The sequence below is a fragment of the Kocuria rosea genome, assembly GCF_006094695.1.
Classification (GTDB): Bacteria; Actinomycetota; Actinomycetes; order Actinomycetales; family Micrococcaceae; genus Kocuria; species Kocuria rosea.
This window is the reverse complement of sequence record NZ_CP035103.1, coordinates 3477947-3501910: the sequence shown is the minus strand read 5'-3', so window position 1 is coordinate 3501910 and position 23964 is coordinate 3477947. Positions and strand designations below refer to the sequence as shown.

The following is a 23964-nucleotide window of genomic DNA, read 5'->3' as shown; positions in this document are numbered from 1 at the left end:
GGGGCCGCTCAGCGGCGGATGCCGCGCCGGAAGTACAGGACCGGGCCCACGAAATTGACGGCGATGATCGCGGCCCACTTCCCCTTGCCGCCGTTGACCTCCGCCGCGGGCCGCAGGGCGAGGTCCGTCCAGGCGGTGGCCGCCAGCGAGACCTGCACGGACGCCAGCGTCAGCAGCGCGGTCCGCTGCCCCGGCGTGAGGTCCTTCCACCGGGTGCTCCTCCTGGTGCCGATGCGCGTCATGGTCGTCCTCCCGGTGCTCGGGGACTCGGGGTCCCGGCGGCCGCTCCGCGGGCGGCCCGTGGCACTCATGCTGGTGCGGGCGCCGCCGGCAGTCAACGCCTGACCGGCACGCGGGCCCCGGGCGCCGGTGCACGCGCATGGGGACATCCTCCTCCACCGCCGGGTCCCGTGTCCGAGTGCGACCGAGGATTCAGGGCGTCGGCGGGCTCCGGCGTCCGCCGCGGGGCCGGCACCGGTCCGGCGGTCTAGCCTGGGAGGCATGACCCGGTCCCGGACCTTGTCGCCGTCCGTTCCCGTCCCCGTCCCCGTTCGGGGGCCGGGCGCCCGCGCGGCCGCCGCCGTGCCGCTCGGGGTCCAGCCGTGACCGGGCGGTTGCCGCGCGGCGCCCCTTCTCCGCCCGGCAGCTCATCACCCCCGGGATCGGCTTCGTCTGGGCCGCCCGCACCCGGGTCCTCGGCCTGCCGGTCGCGGGCTACGACCGGTACGGGCCCGGCGGGGGCGAGCTGCGGTGGCGGCTGCTGGGCCTCGTGCCCGTGCTGTCCGCCGCGGGACCGGACATCACGCGCAGCGCCGCCGGGCGGCTCGCCGGCGAGGCGGTCGTCGTGCCGTCGGCCTGCCCGGCCGCCGCGTGGTCGGAGGGGCCCGTCCCGGACACCGCCGTCATGACCTGGGTCCTCGACGGGGAGCGCGAGGACGCCCTGATCCGGGTCGACCCGGACGGCCGGCTCCGGGAGCTGAGCATGCAGCGGTGGGGCGACCCCGACGGCACCGGGTACGGCCGCCACCCCTTCGGGGTCGCGTTCTCCGAGGAGGCCGATCTCGCCGGCGTGCGCGTGGCCACCGTCCTGCGCGCCGGCTGGGCCTGGGGCACCGACCGGCAGGCCGAGGGCGAGTTCTTCCGGGCGCGGATCGAGGGCGTCCGGTTCCGCTGAGCGGCCCTCCCGGGACGGGACTCCCCGAACGGGGCGACCTGCCCGGGAGACCGTGCGGTCAGCGGTTCGGTCCCTGGTCGACCGGTCCGTCCCCGGGCCGGTCCTGCGGCCGGTCGTGCGGCCGGTCGGGCACCGGGGAGGACCAGGGCACCGGCGCCGCCGCGGGGGACCGGGGCTCGACCGGCCCCTGGTCGAGCCGGAACGGCGGGTACTCGTCCCGCAGGAGCAGCACGTAGGCGAGGACCCGGTTGACCCAGCGGTTGATGCCCATGACCAGCGCGAACAGCTCGGGACGGTACCGGCCCGTGAAGAGCAGGACCACGGCGGCCACCAGCACGAGCAGCCCGAGCAGGGACGGTCCCCAGCTGGTGGTCGTCGTGCCGTCGTCGCCGCTGCGGGTGGTGCTCCACGTGCCTCCGCCCGTGAGCACCCCCACGATCAGCAGGTGCGGGATCGCCAGGAGCCACCACTTCACGAGCACGAGACCGCGGGAGAGCCGCTCCGGGTAGGCGACCTCCAGCTGCGCCGGATGGTCCGCACGGGCCAGGGTGAAGGGCGGGTACCGGTCGGTGCCCAGGGCCGAGTAGGAGTAGAACGCCACCCGCCAGCTCCACCGCAGGACCCCCACGCTGAAGGAGAACCACGAGGGCGGGTACCGGCCCGTGAACAGGATGGCGAACCCGGCGGCGACCGTGGTGACCACCAGGGCGAACCACAGCACGGCCAGCACGATCAGGTGCGGGATCACCAGCAGCCACTTGACCAGCCACAGCCACCGGGACAGCCCCGCGTCGAGGAAGCCGGTCAGGCGCACGGGCGAGACCGGCGGCGGGGTCCGGTCCCGCCCCGGGTCCTCGGCGAGGGCCGCGCCCGGGCCCGTGCCGCGCGGCGGGGTGCGCGGGTCGATGTCCCGGCCGAGTCCGGCGGCGCCGAGCAGCAGCAGCGGGAGACCCACGACCAGCCCGGCCAGCCCGCCGACCAGCTGGCCGCCGGCCAGGGGGCCCAGGAGGTCGGAGCGCGCCCCGAGCTGCAGGTCCGCCCAGACCGGCCGGGTGGCGTCGGCGTTCATCACCACGAGCGTCCAGCTGCCCGAGCGCAGGTCCAGGGTCAGCTCCCGGGTGCCGGGGCCCTGGTCCGAGTCGGCCCAGAAGGTCTGGTTCCCGGGCCGGTCGGGCACCCGCTCGCCGGGCACCCGGGCCCGCGTGTCGTCCCCGGACTCCGTGGCGCGGCCGAGCTCGGCGTGGGCGACGCCGTCGAGGTACCGGTCGACGTCGGCGGTCTCGGCCACGCCCACGAAGATGTCCTGCTGCGGGTCGGCGGCCGTCACGCGCACCTGCACCCTGCCGAGCTGGTCGAGGAAGGGCACGGGGGAGAGCTGGGCGTCGCCGACGTCGAGCACGGCGGGCGGGCCCACCAGGGCGTAGGTGATGGTCTGGTGCCGGTCCGGGGACGCGGTGAGGAAGCGCCCGTCCTGCTGGGCCGCGGCCGCGCCGGCGAGGACCAGACCGCTCACGAGCGCCGCCAGGCCCAGGGCGGTCAGCAGGGTGCCCAGGACCAGCAGCACCCACTGCCCGGGTCTGGTGCGGCGCGGAGCGTCCTGCCGGTCGGCCGGACGGGGTGGGCGGGAGGCGGGATGCTCGTTCACAGGAGCTCCTGAGGAGTCGGACGGTGGCCGGAGCCCGGTGCGGGGCGTCCGCGGGATGTCGGCGGGTGGTCTCTTCGATGTGCTTCCCGGGTCCGCTGCCCTGCGGTGCGGTCCCTGCGGTGCGGTTCGGTCCCGGCCGGGCCCGGGGCCTGTGGGGCCGGGGCTCACCCGCGCAGGACGGCGGCCCCCGTGATCCGGTCCGCGGCCAGGTCGGCGAGGGCCCGGTCCGCGGCGCGCAGGGGGTAGGGGACGGTGGTGGGCCGCAGCCCCAGCCGGGCGGCCAGCCGCAGGAACTCCTCGCCGTCCTGCCGGGTGTTGGCGGTCACGCTGCACAGCTGCCGCTCCTGGAAGAGCTCCGCGGCGTAGTCGAGGGCCGGGACGTCGCTGAGGTGGATCCCGGCGACGGCCAGGGTGCCGCCCCGGTCCAGGGCCCGCAGCGCCGGGGGGACGAGGGTGCCCACGGGGGCGAAGAGGATCGCCGCGTCCAGCGGCACCGGGGGAGGCTCGTCGGCCTCCCCCACGAAGGCGGCGCCCAGGTCGCGGGCCAGCTCGCGCGCCGCCTCCGAGCGGGTCATGACGTGGACCTCCGCGCCCTGGTGCAGGGCCACCTGGGCGGCGAGGTGGGCGGACGCGCCGAAGCCGTAGATGCCCAGCCGGCCCCCGGGCGGCAGCTGGGCCCGCCGCAGCGCCCGGTAGCCGATGATCCCGGCGCACAGCAGGGGGGCCGCGTGCTCGTCGTCGAACTCCTCGGGCAGACGGTAGGCGAAGGCCTCCGGGGCCAGGGTGAGCTCCGCGTAGCCGCCGTCCTGGTCCCACCCGGTGAAGCGCGGGGCGGTGCAGAGGTTCTCCCGGCCGCGGCGGCAGAACCGGCAGCGGCCGCAGGTGTGCCGCAGCCACGCGACGCCCACGCGCTCGCCCTTCCGGAACCGGGCGCAGCCGGGACCCGCGCCCACCACCTCGCCGACGATCTCGTGGCCCGGGATCACCCCCGCCCGGTGCAGCGGGAGGTCGCCCTCCACGAGGTGCAGGTCGGTGCGGCACACCCCGCAGGCCCGCACCCGGAGGAGCAGCTCCCCGGGCCCCGGCACGGGGTCGGGGCACTGCCCGAAGCGCATCGGCCCGCCGGCCGCGGGACCGGGCTCATCGATCCACCACGCACGCATGCTGTCCTCGTCGATCCCCCGGGGAGGGCTCCGGCCGCGGCCGTGACCCCTGTCCTGGCTCCGAGTCTAGGAACGGATCGGGGGCGCCGTCAGGAAACGAGGAATGTTAATGCACGGCCCCGGAGCCCGGGGCCGGGCGGGCCGCCCCCGCTTCTCGGCGGGAGGTGTTCCCAATCGGGACGTGGGGGACGAGCATGGGGGGACGAAGGCCCGCGCGGGTGCGGCCCGCGTCGCAGGCACCCGGGCGGAACCCGATCCGGCGCGCGACGAGAGGACTCAGGGATGACCGAGCGCATCGACCGATGGCCCACGGGGGCTCCGTGCTGGGCGGACATCATGGTCTCGGACCTGGACCGTTCCATGGACTTCTACGCGAGCGTGCTCGGGTGGCGGTTCACGCCCTCGGACCCGGAGTACGGCGGCTACTGCAACGCCCTGGTGGACGGCCAGCCGGTGGCGGGGATGTCCCCCGCGCTGCCCGAGATGGAGGACGACCCGCACGCGTGGGCGGTCTACCTCGCGTCCGACGACATCGTGGCCACGGGCAGGGCCGCGGTGGCGGCCGGTGCCCGGCAGCTGTTCGAGCCGATGGCGGTGGGCAGCTTCGGCACCATGGGCGTGTGGATCGACCCCACGGGGGCGGCCTTCGGGGTGTGGCAGCCGCAGGAGCACACCGGGTTCAGCATCGTCGGCAAGCACGGGACGGTGGCCTGGTGCGACCTCCTGACCACCGACCAAGCGGCCGCCGAGCGGTTCTACGCCGAGGTCTTCGGCTACACGTACCAGGACATCGGGACGCGGCACGAGGCGTACGCGGTGTTCACGGTCCCGGGCATGGACCGTTCGGCCGGCGGCATCGGCGTGGCCGCCGAGGACGTCGACCACCTGCAGGAGGCGCCGCCGCTGTGGTGGGTCTGCTTCGAGGTCGACGACGCCGACACCGCCGCCGAGCGCGTCGTCGCCGCGGGGGGCGCGCTGGTCCAGGAGCCGGAGGAGTTCGGCTACGGGGAGCTGGTGTTCGCCGCCGGCCCGGACGGCGAGCGCTTCGCCATGATGGGCCCGTCCTCGGAGGACTGGACGGAGGAGGACGACGAGGACGCCGACCCGGACGACGACGGCGCCGACGGGGACGCCGGCCGGCCGTGAGCGCCGTCCCGGCCCGCCCCCGCCCGGCGGCGGGCCGGGACGGTCGGGTGCCTCAGGTCGGCGGGCTCAGAACATCCCGACGACGGCGCCGACGAACCACAGCACCACGAACAGCGCCACGAGGCCGATGATGACGGCCAGCGCGAGCTTCCCCTTCGAGGAGTCGCCGGGCCGGTCGACGTCGAGCTCGGGGTTGGTGGGGCCCACGCCCGAGCCGGCGTCGGGAGGGGTGTCGCCCTCGATGCTCAGGCCGGACTCCTCGTTCAGGGCGTCACCGGCCTTCTTCGGGTCGTTGCGTGCCTGCTCGGGATTGATCTCGGCCACGGGGTCCTGCTCTCTTCCGGTGGGACGTGCTGGAACGGGTGCTCCCAGCAGAATAGCAAGCTTGCTGGTGAAACGGTCGGGGTCGCCCGGGTGCGCCGGGAACGGACGAACCGGTGTGCGCGATCGGAAACATGCCCGCCACGCGGGCATGAGATGACTTGAGTGCAACTCGTGGTATCACTTGTACCGTGTGGTACCCGTCACACGCCTGCCGGCAGTCCGGGGACCCGCGTCCCCGCTCCGCCACCCGGAGCCGGTCCTGCCGCTCGCCCCTCGAGGAGTCCGTTCATGTCCACGCCATTCCGTCCGGTGCGCGCCCGCCGCCCCCTCGCCGTCACCTCCCTGGCCGCCGTGGCCGCCCTCGTCCTCACCGGATGCCTCTCCTCGGACCGCGAGGAGGGAGGAGCCGACGCCACCCAGGCCGCCGGCGGCGGCGACGTCGACGGCACGTTCGTCTTCGCGGCGTCGTCCGACCCCAAGACCCTCGACCCGGCGTTCGCGCAGGACGGGGAGTCCTTCCGCGTCTCCCGTCAGATCTTCGAGGGTCTCGTGGGCGTGAAGGAGGGCTCGGCGGACCCCGAGCCCCTGCTCGCCGAGTCGTGGGAGCAGTCCGAGGACGGGCGGACCTACACGTTCCAGCTCCGGGAGGGCGTCACCTTCCACGACGGCACGGCGTTCGACGCCGAGGCCGTCTGTGCGAACTTCGAGCGCTGGTACAACTTCGAGGGCCTCCTGCAGTCCGAGAACATGGCCTACTACTACGGCTCGCTGTTCAAGGGCTTCGCGGACGCCCCCGAGGACGCCATCTACTCCGGCTGCGAGGCCACGGGGGAGGGGGAGGCCGAGGTGACCCTGAACAAGCCGTTCGCCGGTTTCATCGCCGCCCTGTCCCTGCCGGCGTTCGCCATGCAGTCCCCCACGGCCCTCGAGGAGTACGGCGCGGACACCGCCGGCGGCACGGAGGAGTCCCCGGAGCTCTCCGAGTACGCCCAGGGCCACCCGGTGGGCACCGGGCCGTTCCGGTTCGACTCCTGGGACGTGGGCAACCAGGTGGTCCTGGCCGCCCACGACGACTACTGGGGCGAGCAGGGCCAGGTCACCGACGTGATCTTCCGGATCATCGACGACCCCCAGGCCCGCCGCCAGGCGCTCGAGTCCGGCAGCGTGGACGGGTACGACCTGGTGGCCCCGGCCGACACCCAGGCCCTGACGGACGCCGGCTACAACGTGGTCACCCGCGACCCGTTCACGATCCTGTACCTCGGCTTCAACCAGGCGCAGGAGGAGCTCGCGGACGTCGACGTCCGCCGCGCCATCGCGCACGCCATCGACAAGGAGGCCCTGGTCTCCCAGACGCTGCCCGAGGGCACCACGGTGGCCACCCAGTTCATCCCGGAGTCCGTCAACGGCTACAACGAGGACGTCACCGAGTACGAGTACGACCCCGAGCGGGCCCGCGAGCTGCTCGCGGAGGCCGGCTACGCCGACGGCCTGGAGCTGGACTTCAGCTACCCGACCGGCGTCTCCCGCCCCTACATGCCGAACCCCGAGCAGACGTTCACCACGCTCACCGCGCAGCTGGAGGAGGTGGGCATCACCGTGAACCCGCAGCCGGACAAGTGGTCCCCGGACTACCTCGACCGCATCAACGGCACCGCGGACCACGACCTGCACCTGCTCGGCTGGACCGGCGACTACAACGACACCGACAACTTCGTGGGCGTGTTCTTCGGCCGGGAGAAGCCCGAGTTCGGCTTCGCGGAGCCCGAGCTGTTCCGGGCGCTGGCCGAGGCCCGCGAGCTGACCAGCGTCGAGGAGCAGACGCCGGTCTACGAGGACATCAACGAGCAGATCATGCAGCTGCTGCCGGCGGTGCCCCTGGCCAACCCGGCGCCGTCGCTGGCCTTCGATCCCCGGGTGGAGTCCTACCCGGTGAGCCCGGTCAACGACGAGGTCTTCAACAGGATCGAGCTCAGCGAGTGAGCCCGGGTCCGGGGCGGCGCAGCGCGCCGCCCCGGGCCGCCCCCGCCGTCCTCCCGGCGGTCCTCCCCTCTGCCCCTCTCCGTCCGGAAGGACCGGAATGCTCCGCGTCATCGGCAAGCGGCTCGCCCTGCTCGTCCCCACCCTCCTCGGCCTGTCGGTCCTGCTCTTCGCGTGGGTCCGCGCCCTGCCCGGCGGGCCGGCCACCGCCCTGCTGGGGGACAAGGCCACCCCCGAGGCCGTGGCCCGCATCAACGAGGTCTACGGCTTCGACCGCCCCCTGCTCGAGCAGTACGTCGTCTACACGGGCCAGCTCCTCCGGGGGGACTTCGGCGCCTCCATCGTGACCGGCCGGCCCGTGGTCGAGGAGTTCCTCACCCGCTTCCCCGCCACCCTGGAGCTCTCGCTCGTGGCGCTGGTCTTCGCCGTGGGCATCGGGGTCCCGCTCGGCTACGTGGCCGCCCGCCACCGCGGCAGGCTCCTGGACCACTCCTCGGTGGTGCTGTCCCTGCTGGGCGTCACCGTCCCCGTGTTCTTCCTGGCGTTCATCCTCAAGTGGCTGCTCGCGATCCAGGTCCCGCTCTTCCCGGCGGACGGACGGCAGGACCCGCGCATCGACGCGACGCACCACACCAACTTCTTCGTCCTCGACGGCCTCCTCACCGGCGAGTGGGACGCGGCGTGGGACGCGCTCCTGCACCTGGTCCTGCCGGGTGTGGCCCTGGGCACCATCCCGCTGGCGATCATCGTGCGCATCACCCGGGCCTCGGTGCTGGAGGTCCAGAGCGCGGACTACGTGCGCACCGCCCGCGCCAAGGGCCTGACGCGCGGTCTGATCCGCGGCCGCTACATCCTGCGCAACGCCATGCTCCCCGTGGTCACCACCATCGGCCTGCAGACCGGCCTGCTGATCTCCGGGGCCGTGCTCACCGAGACCGTCTTCGCGTTCAACGGCATCGGCCGATTCCTGCGGGACGCGATCTTCACCCTCGACTACCCCGTGCTGCAGGGCTTCATCATCTTCATCGCCCTGGCCTACTCCCTGATCAACCTGCTGGTGGACATCTCCTACAGCCTCATCGACCCCCGGGTGCGTGTCCAGTGAGCGCCACACTTCCTCCTGCCCCCTCCGGCCCCTCGCACACCGAGGGCCCCGAGGCCGTCACGACCACCCCGGGCACCACCGCGGCGGTCGGCACGAGCCTGTGGAAGGACGCCTTCCGCCGGCTGCGCCGCAATCCCGCGGCCATCGCCGGGGCCGTGATCGTCGGCGTCTTCCTGCTCGTGGCCCTCCTGGCCCCGTGGCTCGCCCCGTTCGGCGGCGAGGAGCTGCCCGGGCGCACCGAGATCACCCCCACCACCATCCCCGGCCCCGGCGAGGTCGAGGGCTATCCGCTGGGCCTGGACCGCTTCGGCGGGGACCTGCTGTCCAAGCTGATCTGGGGGGCCCGCGCCTCCCTGGTGATCGGGGTGGTCTCCACCGCCCTGGGCCTGGTCGGCGGAATGGTCCTCGGCCTGCTGGCCGGCGGCCTCGGCGGCTGGGTGGACAGCGTGATCATGCGCTTCGTGGACATCCTGCTCTCCGTGCCCAACCTGCTGCTCGCGGTGTCCATCGCCGCGATCATGGGGCAGAGCCAGTGGGCCGTGATGATCGCGATCGGCGCCTCCCAGGTGCCCATCTTCGCCCGCCTGCTGCGCTCCTCGATGCTGTCCCAGCGGGGCGCCGACTACATCCTCGCCGCCCAGACCCTGGGCCTGTCCCGCCGCACCATCACCATGAGCCACCTGCTGCCCAACAGCACCGGGCCGGTCATCGTCCAGGGCACCCTGACGCTGGCCACCGCGGTGATCGACGCGGCCGCCCTGTCCTTCCTGGGCCTGGGCGGCGGCGTGCCGCAGACGGCGGAGTGGGGCCGCATGCTCACCTACGCCCAGGCCGAGCTGTCGATCGCCCCGCAGCTGGCGTTCCTGCCCGGCCTGTGCATCGCCGTCACCGCCCTGGGCTTCACCCTGCTGGGGGAGTCCCTGCGCGAGTCCCTCGACCCCAAGTCACGAACCGCGTGAGGTGCACCGACCGATGAGACCGGAGAACCACGCCCCGGGGGCGGACCCCGCCCCGCTGCTCGAGGTCGGGAACCTCGCCGTGGCCTTCAGCACGATGAACGGACCGATCCAGGCCGTCCACGAGGCGTCCCTGATCCTGCGCGAGGGCCGGACCCTCGCCATCGTGGGGGAGTCCGGCTCGGGCAAGTCCACCACCGCCATGTCCGTGATCGGGCTGCTGCCCGGCAACGGCCGGGTGACCGGCGGCTCCGTCCGCTTCGCGGGCCAGGAGCTCGTGGGCCTGGACGAGGCGCGGATGCGGCGGATCCGCGGCCGGCAGATCGGTCTCGTCCCGCAGGACCCCATGTCCAACCTCAACCCCGTGACCACGGTCGGCCGCCAGGTGGCCGAGACCCTGCTCGTGCACGGACTGGCCACCCGCCGGGACGTGGACGAGAAGGTCGTGGCGGCGCTCGCGGCCGCGGGGCTGCCCGAGCCCGAGCGGCGCGCCCGGCAGTACCCGCACGAGTTCTCCGGGGGCATGCGCCAGCGCGCGCTCATCGCGATCGGGCTCGCCTGCCGGCCGCGGCTGCTCATCGCCGACGAGCCGACGTCCGCCCTCGACGTCACCGTGCAGCGCACCATCCTGGACCAGATCGAGCGGATGACCGAGGAGATCGGCACGTCCGTACTGCTCATCACCCACGACCTGGGCCTGGCCGCGGAGCGCGCCCAGGACATCGTGGTGATGCACCGCGGGCGGATCGTCGAGGCCGGCCCGTCCGCCCGGGTGCTCGAGGACCCGCAGGACGAGTACACCCGCCGCCTCGTGCAGGCGGCGCCCTCGGTGGCCGCGGCCCGGGTGGGCCGGCAGAACGCCCCGTCGCCGGGCCGGACGGGAGCGGGGACGACGGCGGCGGCTCCGGCGGCGGCCGGTCCGTCGGCCTCGGGCCCGACGGCGGGAGGCGTCGCGGCCCCCGCCGCCCAGGAGGCGGCCGGGGCCGCCGCCCGGGAGCCGCTGGTGGTGATCGAGAACCTCACCAAGGTCTTCAAGGGGCGGCTGGGCCAGGCGGACTTCACCGCGGTCCAGGACGTCTCCCTCACGGTGCCCCGCGGCAGGACCGTGGCGATCGTGGGCGAGTCCGGGTCGGGGAAGACGACGACGGCGCGGATGCTGCTGAAGCTCTACGAGCCCACCTCCGGGTCGATCCGCTTCGACGGCCAGGACGTGACAGGACTCCGGGGCAGGCAGCTGGCCGCGTTCCGGCAGCGGGTCCAGCCGATCTTCCAGGACCCGTACTCGTCCCTCAACCCGATGTTCACGATCGGGCGGATCGTCGAGGAGCCGCTGTCCACCTACGGCCGCGGCACCCGGGCGGAGCGCCAGGACCGGGTGAAGTGGCTGCTCGAGGAGGTCGCCCTGCCGCCCTCGACGGTCAGCCGCTACCCCAACGAGCTCTCCGGCGGCCAGCGCCAGCGCGTGGCGATCGCCCGGGCGCTCGCCCTGCAGCCGGAGCTGATCGTGTGCGACGAGCCGGTGTCCGCGCTCGACGTGCTCGTGCAGAAGCAGATCCTGGACCTGCTGGGGCGGCTCCAGGACGAGTTCGGGCTGTCCTACCTGTTCATCTCGCACGACCTCGCGGTGGTCCGGCTGATCTCGGACGAGGTGTGCGTGATGAAGGACGGCCGGCTGGTGGAGGCCGGCGCCAGCGAGGAGATCTTCACCGACCCGCAGCACCCGTACACCCGGCAGCTGCTGGCCTCCATCCCCGGCAACGAGCTGCGCGTAGGGGTCTGAGACCGGCCGGGCGGCCGCGCTCAGCGCAGCGGTGCGGTCGCGGCCAGCCCCGTGAGCACCGCGAGCACGGTCAGCGCGCCGGTGCCCGCGGCGTTGAGCACCGCCCGGAGCGTCCTGCCGTCCCGGACCAGGCGCACGGTGTCGGCCATCGCCGTGGAGAAGGTGGTGTAGCCGCCGCAGAAGCCGATCACGGCGACCGACGCCGCGGGCCCGCCCAGCACCCCGGCCAGTGCGGCCCCGGACAGGAGGCCGGCCAGGAACGAGCCGCTCACGTTGACGACCACGGTCCCGGCGGGGAAGGACGTCCCCCACCGCTGTCGCACGGTCCCGTCCACCGCGAACCGGGCCATCGCGCCCAGTCCGCCGAGGAGGCAGATCAGCAGGGCGGTCACGCGCGCCGCCCGCGGGCCGCGAGGACGGTGCCGGCGAGGCACGCCAGGAACCCGCAGAACAGCGAGATCCCCACGTAGGCCAGCGCCTGTCCCGCGGCCCCGCCGGTCAGCAGCCGCTCCGTCTCGAGGGCGAGCGAGGAGAACGTCGTGAAGCCGCCCAGCGCCCCGGTGCCCGCGCCGAGGCGCAGCAGCATCCCGCGGGGGGTCTCCGCACCGCGCCGCAGGAGGACCTCCAGGAGCATCCCCAGCAGGAACGCCCCGAGCAGGTTCGCGGTCAGGGTGGCCAGGGGCCAGCCGGCCACCGTCGGCACCAGCTGGGCGAGACCGTGGCGGGCGCCGGTGCCCAGCGCCCCGCCGGCTCCCACGGCGAGGACCAGCAGCAGGCGCCGGTGCGGCGGTCGGCTCATGGGGGTGCTCCTCGGGGGCGGGCTCCCCGGGGGGAGCGGTCGGCGGGCTCGATCCTACCGGCCGGTCCGTAGGATGTCCGGGTGCAGACGATACGCGGCGCCCGGATCCTCCTGGCCCTCAAGACCTCGCTCGCCGTGGCCCTGTCCTGGGTCGTGGCCCAGCGGATGCCCGGGGTGATCGACGACTACCCGTACTACGCCCCGCTGGGCGCGATCTCCGCGATGTACCCGACCGTGCTGGGCTCGGTGCGCGCGGGGCTGCAGACGGTGGCCGGCATCGCCCTGGGCATCATGCTGGCCGCAGGAGTCCTGCTGGTGGGTGACCCCAACCTCGTGACGGTCTCGGTGGCGGTCGGCGTGGGCGTGCTCCTGGCGGGCATCCGCCGGCTCGGGGCCGGGGCAGAGTACGTCCCGGTCGGCGCCCTGTTCGTCCTCATCGTCGGCGGCCAGGACGCCGAGGGCTTCTCGGCGGGCTTCCTCGTCCAGATGTCGGTGGGCGTGGCGATCGGGCTGCTCGTCAACGTGACGGTCCTCCCGCCCCTGGACTTCCGCACGGCCCGCCTGCAGCTCGACCGGCTGCAGAACGTCGTCGTCGACTACCTCGAGGACGTCGCCGGGGAGCTCGCCGAGCCCGGGACCACCGGGGGACGGGACTGGCGCCGGCGCAACCACTCCCTGGTGCGGATCACCGGCGAGGTGCGCGAGGCGGTCGACGAGTCGGCGCGCAGCGCCCGCGGCAACCCCCGGATGGTGCTCCGGCGGCGGCGGCGACCCGCCGCGGACCCGGGGGACCCCGGCTACGACTCCCTGCTGAAGCTCGAGAACGTCATCTTCCACCTCCGGGGCTTCACGGACGCGGTGCGCGAGCTCTACGACCACCAGGCGCACGACTGGCTGGTGCCCGCGGCCCTGACCGCCCGGCTCGGCGAGGCGGTGCAGTCCGCCGCCGACGCGGTGCGGGCGTGGGCCGCGGATGAGGATCCGGAGGAGGCCGCCGAGCGGGTCCGCTCCCTGGTGGGCCGGCTCCACTCCGATCTGACCGACCCCTCCCGGGCGGAGGACCGGCTCGTCATGGCCGCGGCCCAGGACCTCGCCCGGCTCGTGGCGGTCCTGGACCCGCCGACCGCCCCGACGGCCGGCAGCAGCGCCGTGACCCGGGGATAGGGGTCTCCGCCGTCCCGGGGCCCGTGGGGCCACCGGGACGGCGGGCGGCTCAGGACCGGCTGCGCCGCCGCAGGCGCAGCGCGCCCGCCGCGCTCGCGGCGATCCCCGCGGCGAGCAGGCCCGCGGCCAGGCCGGCGCCGGGACGCTGCTCCGGCTCCGCGACGGCCGTCTGCATGTTGAGGCCCGGGTTGACCTCCACCGGCGCGGTCTCGGCGGGCACCTCGACGGGCGCCGCCACGACGGGGGCCGGGGCGGGCTCCGCCGGGGCCGGGAGCACCGGCGCCACGGGGGCCGGGGCGGCGGGCGCCTCGCAGGCCAGGACGGCCTGCTCGAGGAGCACGAGGAACTGGTCGACCGCGCTCTCGTCGAGGGCCAGCTCGGCCAGCAGCGCCTCGAACGCCACGGAGGCCTCGGCGACGGCCTGCTCCGCGACGGCGGGGTCGAGCGTGCCGAGCGCAATGGTGAGCTGCTGGTCGAGCTCCACCAGTCGGGCCTCGGCCAGGGCGACGGCCTCCGCGTCGCCGGACTCCTGGGCCGCCATCAGCGCGGCCGCGGCCGCCTCCAGCTCCTGCAGGCTGGGTCCGCCGGCGCCCTCGACGAGCGCGGCGTACTGCGCCTCGGCGGCGGACACGGCCTCGGCCGAGAGGTCGAGCGCCCCGAGCGACTCGGGGGAGAGCCCGGCGCCCGCCAGCGCCGCGTCCAGCTGTGCCGTGGCCTGCAGGCAGGCGGGGTCCCCCGGGGCCGCGACGGCCGCCGGGGCCCCGAGGAGGAGGCCTCCGGCCAGCATCGCGGCGGTGGCGCCCGTGGCCGCCCATGTCTTTCCAGCAGTCATGTCCGGTGTCTCCTGTGCTCGGTCGTCGCCCCGGGGTCGCCCCGCGGCCGGCAGCGCGCGGCAGGACCTCCCCCCGCGTCGCCGGTCCGCGCGGCGGCGGGGGCGACAGGAAATGTCGTGCTGCTGGTCGTGCGGCGTGCACCGCGGAGCTCGCGGAGATCCGGAGCGCGTCCGACGGACTGCTGTGCCGTCAAACTACTTGCCGGTAGTCCGTGTTGACAATAGTGAACGGGCCGGCCGCGTACGGGCCCCGGCCGCTGGGCTCCGGCGGCGTCCTGCGCGCCCTGGGTGTCCCCGGTTGCCGTCCTGCGCGCACAGGACGGGAGCCGGGTACGCAGGACGCCGCGTCCCCCCGGTGCGGTGGCACCGGGGGGACGCGGCGTCAGGGGCGGGGCTGCCGTCCGAGGGGGGGCGGGGCTCAGCCGGCGGGGGTGGTCTCCAGGGCCTCCTGCCCGGCGGACCAGGCGGCGTAGGAGCCCTCGAGCTCCACCACGTCGTAGCCGGCGTGGCGCAGGGTCGAGGCCACGACCGAGCTGCGCAGCCCGCTCTGGCAGTAGGTCACGATCGTGCCCTGCTCCGGGAGCCGGTCCAGGTTCCACAGGACCCGGCCGCCGTGCAGCTGGGTGGAGCCGGGGATGTGGCCGGCGGTGTGCTCGCTCACGGCGCGCACGTCCAGCAGGACGGACTTGTCGAAGGTCTCGACCTCCTCGGGGGAGACCAGCCGCGGGGTGGTCTGCGGCAGGCCATCGATCCCGGTGACGTAGCCGGCCACGGCGTCGATGCCCACGCGCACCAGGTGGTCCCAGAACTCCTGGGCGGCCTCCTGATCCGGGGCCAGCAGCACCAGCGGCCGGTCGTCGGCCTCGGGGTTCACGGCCCAGGCTCCGAAGGTCGCGATGGACTTCCCTGCCGGGATGTTCAGCGCCCCGGTCACGGTCCCGGCGTGCACCTCGTCCGCGGAGCGGGTGTCCACGAAGGTCACCTCGCCGGCCGCCAGCCGCTGTGCGACCTGCTGCGGGTCGAGCTCGGGCAGGGGTGCCCGCTCGCCCATGACGGCCGGGCCCCGGCGGTTCTGGTTCTTCATCCGGCCGAAGTAGAACGGGGCGTCCGGCTGGCCGTCGAGCAGCTCGGCGACGAAGCCGGCCTCGTCGTCGGCCGCCAGGTAGGGGCCCCACCAGGCGTAGAGGCGCTCGTAGCCCACCGTGGTCGACGGGATCGCGCCCAGGGCCTTGCCGCAGGCCGAGCCCGCGCCGTGGCCGGGAAAGACCTGGACGTGGTCGGGCAGGGTGAGGAACTTCTCCTTGAGGCTGGCGAACATCTGCTTCGCGCCGAGGAAGCGGGTGTCCACCCCACCGGCGGCCTCGTCCAGCAGGTCCGGGCGGCCCAGGTCGCCGGAGAACACGAAGTCGCCGGTGAGCAGGTAGCCCGGGGCGTCGGCGAAGGCGCCGTCGGTGACCAGGAAGGACAGGTGCTCGGGGGTGTGGCCCGGGGTGTGCACCGCGGCCACCACGATGTTGCCGATGCGGATCTCGTCGCCGTCGTGCAGGCGGGCGGCCTCGAACTCGTACTGCCAGTCCTCCCCGCCCTCGCCGGAGACGTGGATGTCCGCGCCGGTGGCCGCGGCCAGCTCGCGGGTGCCGGAGAGGTAGTCGGCGTGGATGTGGGTCTCGGTGACGGCGGTGATCTCCATGCCGTTCTTCGCGGCCATGTCCCGGTAGACGTCGATGTCGCGGCGGGCGTCGACCACCAGCGCCTGGCCGGTGCGCTGGCACCCGATGAAGTAGCTGGCCTGGGCGAGGTCCTCGTCGTAGATGCGCTCGATCAGCATGGGATTCTCCTTCGTTCGATGGCTGATGACGCGTGTCCGGAAGGGGTTCCCGCGTCGTCCTGAGCACAACGATAATACCCCTGGGGGTATAGCGCAAGTACCCCCGGGGGTATCTAGTCGGAGGGGTGCCGGGGCGCCGGCCGGCGGCTCCGGTGCCGGCGGACCGCCTCCTCGTAGGAGGCCACGAGGAACTCCGTCGCGGCCCGCCAGCCGAGGCCCTCGGCCTCCGCGCGGCCGGCGGCGCCCATCCGCGCGCGCAGGGCCGCGTCGTCGAGCAGCCGGGCCAGGCCGGCGGTGAGCGCGTCCGCGTCGCCGGGCGGCACGAGCAGCCCCGTCCGCCCGTGGGCCACCGCGAACGGGATGCCGCCGGCCCGGGCGCCGACCACCGGCACCCCGCTCGCCAGGGACTCCAGGGCCACGAGACCCAGCGTCTCGGTGGTGGACGGGAACGCGAGCACGTCCGCCGAGGCGTAGGCGGCCGCCAGCTCCTCTCCGGCGAGCCGGCCCGGGAAGACCGTGGGGGTGCCCGCGAAGCGCCGTTCGAGCTCGGGCCGGTGCGGGCCGTCGCCCACCACGGCGAGCCGGGTGCCGGGCAGTCGCCGGATCGGCTCGAGCAGCGCCGCCACGTTCTTCTCCCTCGACAGCCGCCCCACGGAGAGCACCAGCCGCTCCCCGGGGTGCCCGCCGGTGAGCCGGGACCGCATCGCGGCGGAGGCTTTGGCGGGGTGGAACAGGGCGGTGTCCACGCCCTTGGGCCACAGCGCCACGCGGCGCACGCCCAGGGCCGCGGCCCGGTCCACCATGGGCCCCGACGTGCACAGGTTGACCTCGGCGAGGTTGTGGGTCGTGCGGATCCACCGCTCCACGGGCCGGCGCAGGGCGCCGAGCCCGTGCCCGAACACGCTCAGGTACTGCGGCACGTCGGTGTGGAAGGACGCCAGCAGCGGCAGGTCCCGCGTCCGCGCGGAGAGCGCGCCCCACGCGCCGAACCACACCGGGTTCACGGCGTGCACCACGTCGGGGCGGAACGCCGACACGGCCCGCTCCGTGCGCGGGGACGGCAGGCCTCCCCGGACGTCCCGGTACCAGGGGAACGTCACGGACGGGGCCCTGACCACCCGGTGCGGACCCCAGTGCCCGGGCGGATCCCCCGGCGTGAGCACGAGCACCTCGTGGCCGAGGTCCCCGAGCTCCTCGAGGGTGCGGGTCAGGCGCGTCACCACCCCGTCGACGTTCGGGGCGAAGACGTCCGTCCAGAGCGCGATCCGCATCCGCCGGCTCAGGCGCCCGCGGACATGGGCGCGGGCGTGGACGGGACCGCGGAGCGGGCCAGCCGCGCCGGGATCCCCGGGCGCCGGCGGGCGTTCCACACGGACGTCGCCGGGATGCGGGAGCGGTCCACGCGGTGGGCCCAGCGCACGGCGGTCCGCTCGACCTCGAGCAGCAGCCCCTCCGACAGGGTGGTGGGCCGCAGGCCGAGGTCCAGGAACGCGTCGTTGTCCACGTGCAGGTCGTTCTCCGCGGACTCCTGCCGGGGGTTGGGGACCATCTCCACCTCGGCGCCGGTGAGTCCGGCCACGAGCTCCGCGAGGTCGCGGACCCGGTGGGTCTCCGTCATCTGGTTGAAGATCTTCACGCGGTCGCCGGCCGCCGGGGGGTGGAGCAGGGCCAGCTCCACGCACCGGACCATGTCCTGGAGGTGGATGAACGCCCGGGTCTGCCCGCCGGTGCCGTGCACGGTCAGCGGGTGGCCGACCGCCGCCTGGACGAGGAAGCGGTTGAGCACCGTGCCGTAGTCGCCGTCGTAGTCGAAGCGGGTGACGAGCCGCTCGTCGAGCGCCGTCTCCGCGGTGCCGGTGCCCCAGACGATGCCCTGGTGCAGGTCGGTGATCCGCAGGCGGTCGTTCCTGGCGTAGAACGCGAACATGGTCTGGTCCAGGACCTTGGTCATGTGGTACAGCGAGCCGGGGCGGGAGGGGTAGAGGATCTGCTGGGGCACCGTGCCGTGCGGTCCGGGGACCTCCACGTCCAGGTAGCCCTCCGGGATGCGCATCCCGGCGGTGCCGTACCCGTAGACCCCCATGGTGCCCAGGTGCACCACGTGGACGTCCAGCCCGGACTCCACGACCGCGCACAGCACGTTGTGCGTGGCGCCGACGTTGTTGTCCACGGTGTAGCGCTTGGTGGCCGGGGTGCGCATGGAGTACGGTGCCGCCCGCTGCTCCGCGAAGTGCACCACGGCGTCCGGGCGCTCGATGACCAGGAGGTCGAGGAACGCCTCGTAGTCCTCGGCGAGGTCGATCTCGGCGACCCCGATCCGCCGGCCCGTCAGCTCCTGCCAGGCCGCGCGGCGCTCGTCGAGGCCGCGGATGGGCGTCAGCGACTCCGTCCCGAGCCGGACGTCGATGGCGCGGCGGGAGAAGTTGTCGACCACCACCACGTCGTGGCCGCGCGCGGACAGGTGCAGGGCCGCGGGCCAGCCGCAGAAGCCGTCGCCGCCGAGGATCGCGATCTTCACTGGTGCTCCGTTCCCGGGCCGCTGCCGGGCCCGTCGTGTCGGTCTCGCGCTCAGCGTGGAGGACGCACGTGAACCGCGAGTGAACGGTCCTGGACCAGCTGCTGGTGCCCGAACGAACCGGGGAGCACCTCCCAGCCCGGACCGGTCAGCTCGCGCAGCTCGTGGGGCAGGTAGGCACGGCGCAGGGACCGCAGCCCGTCGGTGCGCAGGAAGGAGCCCGGGGCCAGGGGCAGCACGCCCACCGAGTACAGCCGGTAGGCCGCCGGGCTGCGCACGAGGTCGTTGTGCAGCACGAGCCGGCCGGCCAGGTGCTCCGAGTCCGCCGCGAGGTCCCGCACCGGCCCCGGGTCCAGGTGGTGGAGCAGGTGGTTGGAGACCACCACGTCGAACGTCTCGCCGGCCGCGACCAGCTCCCGGCTGGTGACCCGCCGGAAGACCGGGGGCACTGCCCGCGGGTGCCGGGCCGACCAGCGGCGGGTCCGCGCCGAGGCCCACTCGTGGGCGCGGGCGTCCGGGTCGATGCCGGTGACCCGCAGGTCGATCCCGTCCCGCTGCGCCCACCGGGCCAGGGCGCGTGCCACGTCCCCGCCGCCGGCGCCGACGTCCAGGAGGGTCAGCGGCCGGCCGGGCACGGCCAGGGGCCGGATCCGGCGCCGGTAGGTCGCGGCCCACCCGGCGACCAGGGAGTTGACCACGTCGAAGCGTGCGTAGGTGCGCCGCAGCGCGGCGAGGTCGCAGCAGGGGTCGTCCATGAGCTCGCGCAGCTCGGCGTCCCGCCGGGAGAGGTCGGGCCGGGCGCGCGGCTGGACGGAGGGCATCTGCCCATTCTCCGCGGGCCGACACGATCCGCCAAGGAGCACGGCGGGCCGGGGGCGGCGCGGGGTGCCGTCACTAGACTGGGGCTCCCGGCCGGTGCCGGGCAGGACCGGACGGCAGGAGGGGACCGCGTGGGACACACCGTGCACGCCGTGGGCTCGCGACCCGGCCCGTGGATCGGCCTCGCGAGCGCGTGCTGGGCCGCCAACGCCGCCCTGGGGGCCTCCGTCGGCGCCGGGATCGTGCGCACGGGCCGGTTCCGCTGGATCCACCACGCCCTCTACGTCACCACCACCACGACGACGGCGCTGGCCGCGGTCCTCGCCGCCGGCTCCTCCTCCGCCTCCGGGCGCGCGGCGGGCCGGGCCCTGGCGCCGGCGCTGCTGCCCCTGGCCGCCCTGCCGCACCTCGGCACGCCCGCCCAGGGGCACCCGCGCCGCCACGCGCTCGCCGCGCTGTCCGCGGCGCCGTTCTACGCCACCGCCCTGTTCCGAGCCCGCGCCGCCCGCGCCGGCTGAGCCGCCCGACCTGACCGGAGAGCACATGGAGTTCCTCGACGTCGTCTTCAACCGCCGCACCACCAACGGCCCGTTCCTGCCGGACCGGGTGTCCCCGGAGCATCAGAAGCTGCTGCTGCGCACGGCGGCGGCCGCACCCTCCCAGTTCAACAGCCAGCCGTGGCGCTTCGTGCTGGTCGAGGACCGGGGGACCATCGACCGGATCGCCCGGATCAGCGCCGACTCGATGACGCAGGTGATGGCCGAGGGGAGCTTCTTCGACCGGTACAAGCGCTACTTCCGCTTCAGCAGGCAGGAGATGGAGGAGCAGCGCTTCGGGATGCTCTTCGACAAGCTGCCCGCGGTGCTGCGCCCCTTCACCAAGAAGGCGTTCACCCCGGGCGGGCAGGCGATGATGAACCGGCTGCGGGTGCCCCAGACCCTGGGCGCGGAGAACCACAAGCTCGTGGCGGGCTCCCCCCTGCTGATCGGCGTGATGCTCGACCGCCGCGAGTACCGGCCCGGGGAGCTCTCCGGGTTCTACTCGCTGTTCTCGATGGGCGCGGCCATGGAGAACCTCTGGCTGACCACCGTGGAGCTCGGCATGGGCATCCAGTTCATCTCCTTCCCCATGGAGGCGCCCGCCCGGTGGGCCGAGGTCGTGAACCTGCTGGACGTGCCCGAGGACCTCGAGCTCATGGCCGTCTACCGCCTGGGCTACGTCCCCGAGGAGCACCGCCGCCCGGCCATCGACTGGTCCAGCCGGGAGCGGCGCCGGATCTCCCAGTACGTCTTCCGGGAGTCCTGCGCCACGCCGCAGGAGGGCTGGGACGACTGAGCGCCGCCCGCCGGCGACGAGAGCCGCGGCGTGGGGCGGGCGGCTCTTCCATTAGTGTGTGACACACACTATCGTGTGGTCATGGCAGCTGAACCGAGCGACCCGATCGTGGCCTCCCACTTCCAGGAGCTGCGCCGCGGCACGGTGGTCCTGGCCTGCCTGCTCGTCCTGGACGAGCCCCGCTACGGCTACGCCCTGCTCCGGACCCTCGGTGACGCGGGGCTCGACGTCGAGGCCAACACGCTCTACCCGCTGCTGCGCCGGCTCGAGGCGCAGGGCCTGCTCGAGAGCGACTGGAACACCGACGAGTCCCGGCCCCGTAAGTTCTACCGGATCACCGGTCCGGGGGCCCGTGTCCGGGACGCCCTCGAGGCCGAGCGGCTCCGGCTGCACGCCGCCCTGTCCACCCTCGCCCGCCCCACTCGTCCCGAGGACTGATCGCCATGTCCGCCAGCACCCTCCCCCCGCGCACCGAGAGCTATCTCCACGAGGTCGCCCGGCGCCTGCCGCCCCGAGCCCGCGAGGACGTGTCCCGGGAGCTGCGGGGCACCGTCGCCGACATGGTCGACGACGGCGTGGCGCACGGCCTCCCGCCGGCCGAGGCGGAGCGCCGCGCCCTCGAGGAGCTCGGCGACCCCGCCCTGCTGGCCGAGGACTACGGCCCCGGCCCGCGGCACCTGATCGGGCCCGAGCACTACCACGACTTCCTCGAGCTGCTGAAGGTCCTGGTGCCCGTCCTGGCCGGCCTCTTCGGCGGGCTCACCCTGATCGGCCGGCTCTTCGGGGAGGCGGGGCGCGAGGACCTGGTCACCTACCTCGTGCTCTCGCTCGCCCCCGCGGTCGGTGCCGCGATCCAGGGGGCGCTCATGGGGGCGGGCATCGCCGTCGTCGTCTTCGCCGTGGTGGAGCGTACGGAGGTCGCGGAGGCGGTGGAGCGCGGCTCCCGGGGGGAGACCGGGGCGGCGGCGGAGGCGCCCCCGCGCTGGACGGTCGAGCAGCTGCCGCCGCCGCGCCCGGAGCGGGACTCGACCGTGGGGGAGCTGGTCTGGGCCACCATCGCCCTGGGCCTGGCCTTCGCCGCGCCGTTCCTGCTCTCGCGGCCGCTGCTCCGTGAGGGCCCGCTCGCCGGCGAGCCCCTGCTCGACCCCGCCGTGTGGACGCCCTGGGTGCCGCTCTACCTGGGGATCGTGCTGCTGGCCTGGGGGTGGGAGCTGCTGCGCTTCTTCCGCCGCCGCTGGTCCTGGGCGCTGTTCGGGGTCGGCGCCGTCCTGGACCTCGCCATGGCCGCGCTGCTCATCACCGTGCTGCGCACCGAGTCCGTGGTGAACCCGGTCTTCCGCGAGCGCGGCTGGGTGGGCGAGGAGTTCGCGCAGATCGGGGTCGCGCTCGTGGTGGTCGTCACCGTCTGGGACCTCGTGGCGAGCTTCCTCGCCTGCCGCCGGTCGACGGGCCGGCGGCGCTGAGCGGCGGCGCCCACCGGCGAAGGCGCCCGCCGCTCCTGTCCGCGGGAGCACTGAGCCGGTGGCAGCACTCGGCCCGCGGGAGCTCCGAGGAGCTCCCGCGGGCCGGAAGGGGGCCTCTGCCGCCGCGGGGTGCCGGGCAGCGCGGGACGCGGGACGCCTCGTGGGCGACCGGCGCCGGCCGGGATGCACCGAACCGGGTCAGGTGGCGCATCGTGTGACCATCATTCGACACCCTGGTCGGCACTGTGCGCAAACGTCTACTCTGGAACCGGTCAGATCGATCAGATCGAGGCGGGGAAGTGGGGCTGCGGTGGTCAGCATGACGAACGGCGGGGCGGCAGCGGGTCCGCTGGACGCGACGGACCGGAGGATCCTGGCGGCGCTGGACGAGGACCCGCGGATGACGGTGCTGGCCCTGGCCCAGCGCACCGGTCTGGCGCGCGGGACGATCCACGCCCGGCTCGAGCGCTACCGCGCGAGCCCCGCGCTGCGCCCGCACAGCACCCGGGTGACGCCCGCGGCGCTCGGCTACGGCCTGGCCGCGAGCGTGGCCGTGGAGCTCGACCAGCACCAGCTCGACGAGGCGATCGCGGGACTGCAGGCGATCCCGCAGGTCATCGAGGTGTTCGCCCCCGCGGGGCAGACGGACCTGCTGTGCCGGGTGGTGGCGAAGGATCCCGAGGACCTCTACCGGGTCTCCGAGGAGATCCGGCTGTGCCCCGGCATCCTGCGGACCTCCACGAGCATGTTCCTGCGCACGGTCATCCCGTACCGGGTGGCGCCGCTGCTCGCGGGGGACGAGGTCCTGGGGAGGGGCGGGGTCAGTTCCGGGCGGCCGCGCCCATGACCTCGGCGCGCAGCCGGTCCAGGTCCACGGCGTCCCCCTCGTGCAGGCCGTGGGTGCGGACCCACGCGCGGGCGCTGAGCATGATGTCGTCGTAGTGCTGGTGCGTCTCGCAGTGGGCGGCGCCGATCCGGGCCTGGGCGCGGTGCTCCCGGTCGTCCTCCGTGAAGGAGATGACGGCCACCGGGCTGAGGGCGAGTCCCACCACGCCGCGAACGGCCGTGATGGTGCGCCCGTGGAAGGTGTCGCCGGGAGCGAGGTCCCAGGCCCTGGCGGCGGGGTGCTGATGGGTGAGGTCCATGATCGGCTCTTGTGGTGTCGGGAGGCCGTCCCCCGCGCGCAGTGCCGGGGGACGGCCTCGGGGGCGTCGGGAGGAGGAGCGGTCCGGGGGTCGTCCGGTGTCCGGCCGGCCCCCGGTGCCGTCCGGTCAGTGGCCGAGACCGGTCCAGTGGCTGGTCTCCTGGTACCAGGGGGACCAGTGCTTGCCGTCGTAGTAGCGGTACTTGACCACGTGGTAGACCTTCTTGGCGTCGTGGTGGTCCAGGTGCTTCCAGTGCTCGCCGCCCCAGGAGCCGCCCCAGTAGTAGTCGTGGTGGCCGCCGGTGTAGTAGTGGTGGTCGTGCTTGTCCACCGCGTAGTAGTACTGCTTGACCTCCACCTTGTATCCCTTGTGGCACTTCACGTGGAAGGGGTACTTGACGTACTTCTTCCCGTGGTGCCACGTCCAGGACGGCTTGTGGGCGTCGACCGAGCAGTGCTTCTGGTGGGGCTTGTGCGACGCCGTCTCGAGCACCGAGGACTGCGTCGAGGCGGCCTGGGCCGGTGCGGCCTGGGCCGGGGCGCCCAGCAGCGGCAGGGCGCCTGCGGCCAGGGTCAGGGAGGCCAGGGACAGCACCGCCTTGCGGGCGTGGCGGCGGGCGCCGGCCGGCTGCGGGGCTGCGGTCGTGCTGGTTTCGATGGACATTTCGGGTCTCCTGCGGGACAGAGATTTCGTGGGTGCCGGCGGTTCCTGCCCGGGGTCCGGAGGGGAACTTCTCGAACCGACAGGACCAGGGTCGCAGTGGGGGGCACCTCCCGGCGTCCACCCGGGAG

25 protein-coding genes are annotated in these 23964 nt (G+C 74.4%); 12 read left to right on the top strand and 13 right to left on the bottom strand.

Going from position 1 to position 23964, the window contains the following annotated elements:
- Positions 1-8 precede the first annotated feature (8 nt).
- Positions 9-242, bottom strand: a complete 234-nt coding sequence (locus EQG70_RS16015) for a hypothetical protein (RefSeq protein ID WP_172604889.1) — start codon at positions 240-242, stop codon at positions 9-11.
- A gap of 407 nt (positions 243-649) precedes the next feature.
- Between EQG70_RS16015 and EQG70_RS16010 the strand changes: the two genes are divergently transcribed.
- Entirely contained in the window at positions 650-1174 is a 525-nt protein-coding gene (locus EQG70_RS16010; RefSeq protein ID WP_341873729.1) for a DUF6544 family protein, read from the top strand.
- A gap of 58 nt (positions 1175-1232) precedes the next feature.
- Here the strand turns inward: EQG70_RS16010 and EQG70_RS16005 are convergent, their stop codons facing one another.
- Both EQG70_RS16005 and EQG70_RS16000 read right to left on the bottom strand, forming a co-directional pair.
- On the bottom strand, positions 1233-2819 hold the full coding sequence (locus EQG70_RS16005; RefSeq protein WP_109268336.1) for a DUF4389 domain-containing protein: 1587 nt from the start codon (positions 2817-2819) through the stop codon (positions 1233-1235).
- 164 nt (positions 2820-2983) lie between these two features.
- A complete protein-coding gene (locus tag EQG70_RS16000; protein ID WP_017834710.1) occupies positions 2984-3982 on the bottom strand; it encodes a zinc-dependent alcohol dehydrogenase family protein in 999 nt (332 codons plus the stop codon).
- Positions 3983-4264: 282 nt separating this feature from the next.
- On the opposite strand from EQG70_RS16000, the gene EQG70_RS15995 reads away from it, so the two are divergent.
- The gene (locus EQG70_RS15995; RefSeq protein WP_109268335.1) at positions 4265-5128 is read left to right on the top strand and encodes a VOC family protein; all 864 of its coding nucleotides are present in this window, start codon (positions 4265-4267) and stop codon (positions 5126-5128) included.
- 66 nt (positions 5129-5194) lie between these two features.
- Here the strand turns inward: EQG70_RS15995 and EQG70_RS15990 are convergent, their stop codons facing one another.
- The gene (locus tag EQG70_RS15990; protein WP_017834712.1) at positions 5195-5452 is read right to left on the bottom strand and encodes a DUF6480 family protein; all 258 of its coding nucleotides are present in this window, start codon (positions 5450-5452) and stop codon (positions 5195-5197) included.
- Between the two features lie 288 nt (positions 5453-5740).
- On the opposite strand from EQG70_RS15990, the gene EQG70_RS15985 reads away from it, so the two are divergent.
- From EQG70_RS15985 to EQG70_RS18795, 4 genes are all read left to right on the top strand, one after another.
- Positions 5741-7435 carry an ABC transporter substrate-binding protein gene (locus EQG70_RS15985; protein ID WP_109268334.1) on the top strand — a complete coding sequence of 565 codons (1695 nt, stop codon included), beginning with the start codon at positions 5741-5743 and terminating at the stop codon, positions 7433-7435.
- A 97-nt stretch (positions 7436-7532) separates the two neighbouring features.
- A complete protein-coding gene (locus EQG70_RS15980) occupies positions 7533-8537 on the top strand; it encodes an ABC transporter permease (protein WP_017834714.1) in 1005 nt (334 codons plus the stop codon).
- Positions 8534-9496 carry an ABC transporter permease gene (locus tag EQG70_RS15975; RefSeq protein ID WP_017834715.1) on the top strand — a complete coding sequence of 321 codons (963 nt, stop codon included), beginning with the start codon at positions 8534-8536 and terminating at the stop codon, positions 9494-9496. The genes EQG70_RS15980 and EQG70_RS15975 overlap by 4 nt, the downstream gene beginning before the upstream one ends.
- A gap of 13 nt (positions 9497-9509) precedes the next feature.
- Positions 9510-11273: a dipeptide ABC transporter ATP-binding protein gene (locus EQG70_RS18795; protein ID WP_109268333.1), complete on the top strand. Its 1764-nt coding sequence runs from the start codon at positions 9510-9512 to the stop codon at positions 11271-11273.
- Between the two features lie 20 nt (positions 11274-11293).
- Here EQG70_RS18795 and EQG70_RS15965 read toward each other — a convergent pair whose 3' ends face one another.
- Positions 11294-11665 carry a fluoride efflux transporter FluC gene (locus EQG70_RS15965; RefSeq protein WP_035923369.1) on the bottom strand — a complete coding sequence of 124 codons (372 nt, stop codon included), beginning with the start codon at positions 11663-11665 and terminating at the stop codon, positions 11294-11296.
- Positions 11662-12072 (bottom strand): fluoride efflux transporter FluC, encoded by a 411-nt coding sequence (locus tag EQG70_RS15960; RefSeq protein ID WP_095650291.1) that lies wholly within the window; start codon positions 12070-12072, stop codon positions 11662-11664. Before EQG70_RS15960 ends, EQG70_RS15965 begins: the two co-directional genes overlap by 4 nt.
- Positions 12073-12153: 81 nt before the next feature.
- On the opposite strand from EQG70_RS15960, the gene EQG70_RS15955 reads away from it, so the two are divergent.
- Positions 12154-13236: an FUSC family protein gene (locus tag EQG70_RS15955; RefSeq protein WP_109243135.1), complete on the top strand. Its 1083-nt coding sequence runs from the start codon at positions 12154-12156 to the stop codon at positions 13234-13236.
- A 49-nt stretch (positions 13237-13285) separates the two neighbouring features.
- Here the strand turns inward: EQG70_RS15955 and EQG70_RS18210 are convergent, their stop codons facing one another.
- From EQG70_RS18210 to EQG70_RS15930, 5 genes are all read right to left on the bottom strand, one after another.
- Positions 13286-14068 carry a hypothetical protein gene (locus tag EQG70_RS18210; RefSeq protein ID WP_167508924.1) on the bottom strand — a complete coding sequence of 261 codons (783 nt, stop codon included), beginning with the start codon at positions 14066-14068 and terminating at the stop codon, positions 13286-13288.
- Positions 14069-14486: 418 nt separating this feature from the next.
- Positions 14487-15896, bottom strand: coding sequence for an MBL fold metallo-hydrolase (locus tag EQG70_RS15945; RefSeq protein ID WP_109268331.1), 1410 nt, complete (start codon positions 15894-15896; stop codon positions 14487-14489).
- A gap of 113 nt (positions 15897-16009) precedes the next feature.
- Positions 16010-17167, bottom strand: coding sequence for a glycosyltransferase (locus EQG70_RS15940; RefSeq protein WP_167508923.1), 1158 nt, complete (start codon positions 17165-17167; stop codon positions 16010-16012).
- An 8-nt stretch (positions 17168-17175) separates the two neighbouring features.
- Positions 17176-18414: an NAD-dependent epimerase/dehydratase family protein gene (locus tag EQG70_RS15935; RefSeq protein ID WP_109268329.1), complete on the bottom strand. Its 1239-nt coding sequence runs from the start codon at positions 18412-18414 to the stop codon at positions 17176-17178.
- 50 nt (positions 18415-18464) lie between these two features.
- The gene (locus EQG70_RS15930; RefSeq protein ID WP_109268328.1) at positions 18465-19232 is read right to left on the bottom strand and encodes a methyltransferase domain-containing protein; all 768 of its coding nucleotides are present in this window, start codon (positions 19230-19232) and stop codon (positions 18465-18467) included.
- 129 nt (positions 19233-19361) lie between these two features.
- Between EQG70_RS15930 and EQG70_RS15925 the strand changes: the two genes are divergently transcribed.
- The 5 genes from EQG70_RS15925 to EQG70_RS15905 all read left to right on the top strand — a co-directional run bounded on the left by EQG70_RS15925 (position 19362) and on the right by EQG70_RS15905 (position 22875).
- Positions 19362-19748, top strand: a complete 387-nt coding sequence (locus EQG70_RS15925) for a hypothetical protein (protein ID WP_017834724.1) — start codon at positions 19362-19364, stop codon at positions 19746-19748.
- A 25-nt stretch (positions 19749-19773) separates the two neighbouring features.
- Positions 19774-20565 (top strand): nitroreductase family protein, encoded by a 792-nt coding sequence (locus EQG70_RS15920; protein ID WP_109268327.1) that lies wholly within the window; start codon positions 19774-19776, stop codon positions 20563-20565.
- Positions 20566-20646: 81 nt separating this feature from the next.
- Positions 20647-21003 carry a PadR family transcriptional regulator gene (locus EQG70_RS15915; RefSeq protein ID WP_031283698.1) on the top strand — a complete coding sequence of 119 codons (357 nt, stop codon included), beginning with the start codon at positions 20647-20649 and terminating at the stop codon, positions 21001-21003.
- 5 nt (positions 21004-21008) lie between these two features.
- Positions 21009-22028 (top strand): permease prefix domain 1-containing protein, encoded by a 1020-nt coding sequence (locus tag EQG70_RS15910; protein ID WP_109268326.1) that lies wholly within the window; start codon positions 21009-21011, stop codon positions 22026-22028.
- 319 nt (positions 22029-22347) lie between these two features.
- Complete coding sequence (locus EQG70_RS15905; RefSeq protein ID WP_043739643.1) at positions 22348-22875, top strand: Lrp/AsnC family transcriptional regulator; 528 nt, start codon at positions 22348-22350, stop codon at positions 22873-22875.
- Here EQG70_RS15905 and EQG70_RS15900 read toward each other — a convergent pair.
- Positions 22850-23173: a hypothetical protein gene (locus tag EQG70_RS15900; protein WP_017834729.1), complete on the bottom strand. Its 324-nt coding sequence runs from the start codon at positions 23171-23173 to the stop codon at positions 22850-22852. The two genes, EQG70_RS15905 and EQG70_RS15900, sit on opposite strands and share 26 nt — an antisense overlap.
- Before the next feature lie 126 nt (positions 23174-23299).
- On the bottom strand, positions 23300-23836 hold the full coding sequence (locus tag EQG70_RS15895; RefSeq protein WP_017834730.1) for a hypothetical protein: 537 nt from the start codon (positions 23834-23836) through the stop codon (positions 23300-23302).
- Between the last annotated feature and the right edge of the window lie 128 nt (positions 23837-23964).

Bases quoted from the DNA above. Each gene is read 5' to 3' on its own strand.
- EQG70_RS16015 (WP_172604889.1), bottom strand. From the start codon at position 242: ATGACGCGCATCGGCACCAGGAGGAGCACCCGGTGGAAGGACCTCACG.
- EQG70_RS16000 (WP_017834710.1), bottom strand. From the start codon at position 3,982: ATGCGTGCGTGGTGGATCGATGAGCCCGGTCCCGCGGCCGGCGGGCCG.
- EQG70_RS15995 (WP_109268335.1), top strand. From the start codon at position 4,265: ATGACCGAGCGCATCGACCGATGGCCCACGGGGGCTCCGTGCTGGGCG.
- EQG70_RS15985 (WP_109268334.1), top strand. From the start codon at position 5,741: ATGTCCACGCCATTCCGTCCGGTGCGCGCCCGCCGCCCCCTCGCCGTC.
- EQG70_RS15980 (WP_017834714.1), top strand. From the start codon at position 7,533: ATGCTCCGCGTCATCGGCAAGCGGCTCGCCCTGCTCGTCCCCACCCTC.
- EQG70_RS18795 (WP_109268333.1), top strand. From the start codon at position 9,510: ATGAGACCGGAGAACCACGCCCCGGGGGCGGACCCCGCCCCGCTGCTC.
- EQG70_RS15960 (WP_095650291.1), bottom strand. From the start codon at position 12,072: ATGAGCCGACCGCCGCACCGGCGCCTGCTGCTGGTCCTCGCCGTGGGA.
- EQG70_RS18210 (WP_167508924.1), bottom strand. From the start codon at position 14,068: ATGACTGCTGGAAAGACATGGGCGGCCACGGGCGCCACCGCCGCGATG.
- EQG70_RS15945 (WP_109268331.1), bottom strand. From the start codon at position 15,896: ATGCTGATCGAGCGCATCTACGACGAGGACCTCGCCCAGGCCAGCTAC.
- EQG70_RS15940 (WP_167508923.1), bottom strand. From the start codon at position 17,167: ATGCGGATCGCGCTCTGGACGGACGTCTTCGCCCCGAACGTCGACGGG.
- EQG70_RS15930 (WP_109268328.1), bottom strand. From the start codon at position 19,232: ATGCCCTCCGTCCAGCCGCGCGCCCGGCCCGACCTCTCCCGGCGGGAC.
- EQG70_RS15920 (WP_109268327.1), top strand. From the start codon at position 19,774: ATGGAGTTCCTCGACGTCGTCTTCAACCGCCGCACCACCAACGGCCCG.
- EQG70_RS15915 (WP_031283698.1), top strand. From the start codon at position 20,647: ATGGCAGCTGAACCGAGCGACCCGATCGTGGCCTCCCACTTCCAGGAG.
- EQG70_RS15910 (WP_109268326.1), top strand. From the start codon at position 21,009: ATGTCCGCCAGCACCCTCCCCCCGCGCACCGAGAGCTATCTCCACGAG.
- EQG70_RS15905 (WP_043739643.1), top strand. From the start codon at position 22,348: ATGACGAACGGCGGGGCGGCAGCGGGTCCGCTGGACGCGACGGACCGG.
- EQG70_RS15900 (WP_017834729.1), bottom strand. From the start codon at position 23,173: ATGGACCTCACCCATCAGCACCCCGCCGCCAGGGCCTGGGACCTCGCT.
- EQG70_RS15895 (WP_017834730.1), bottom strand. From the start codon at position 23,836: ATGTCCATCGAAACCAGCACGACCGCAGCCCCGCAGCCGGCCGGCGCC.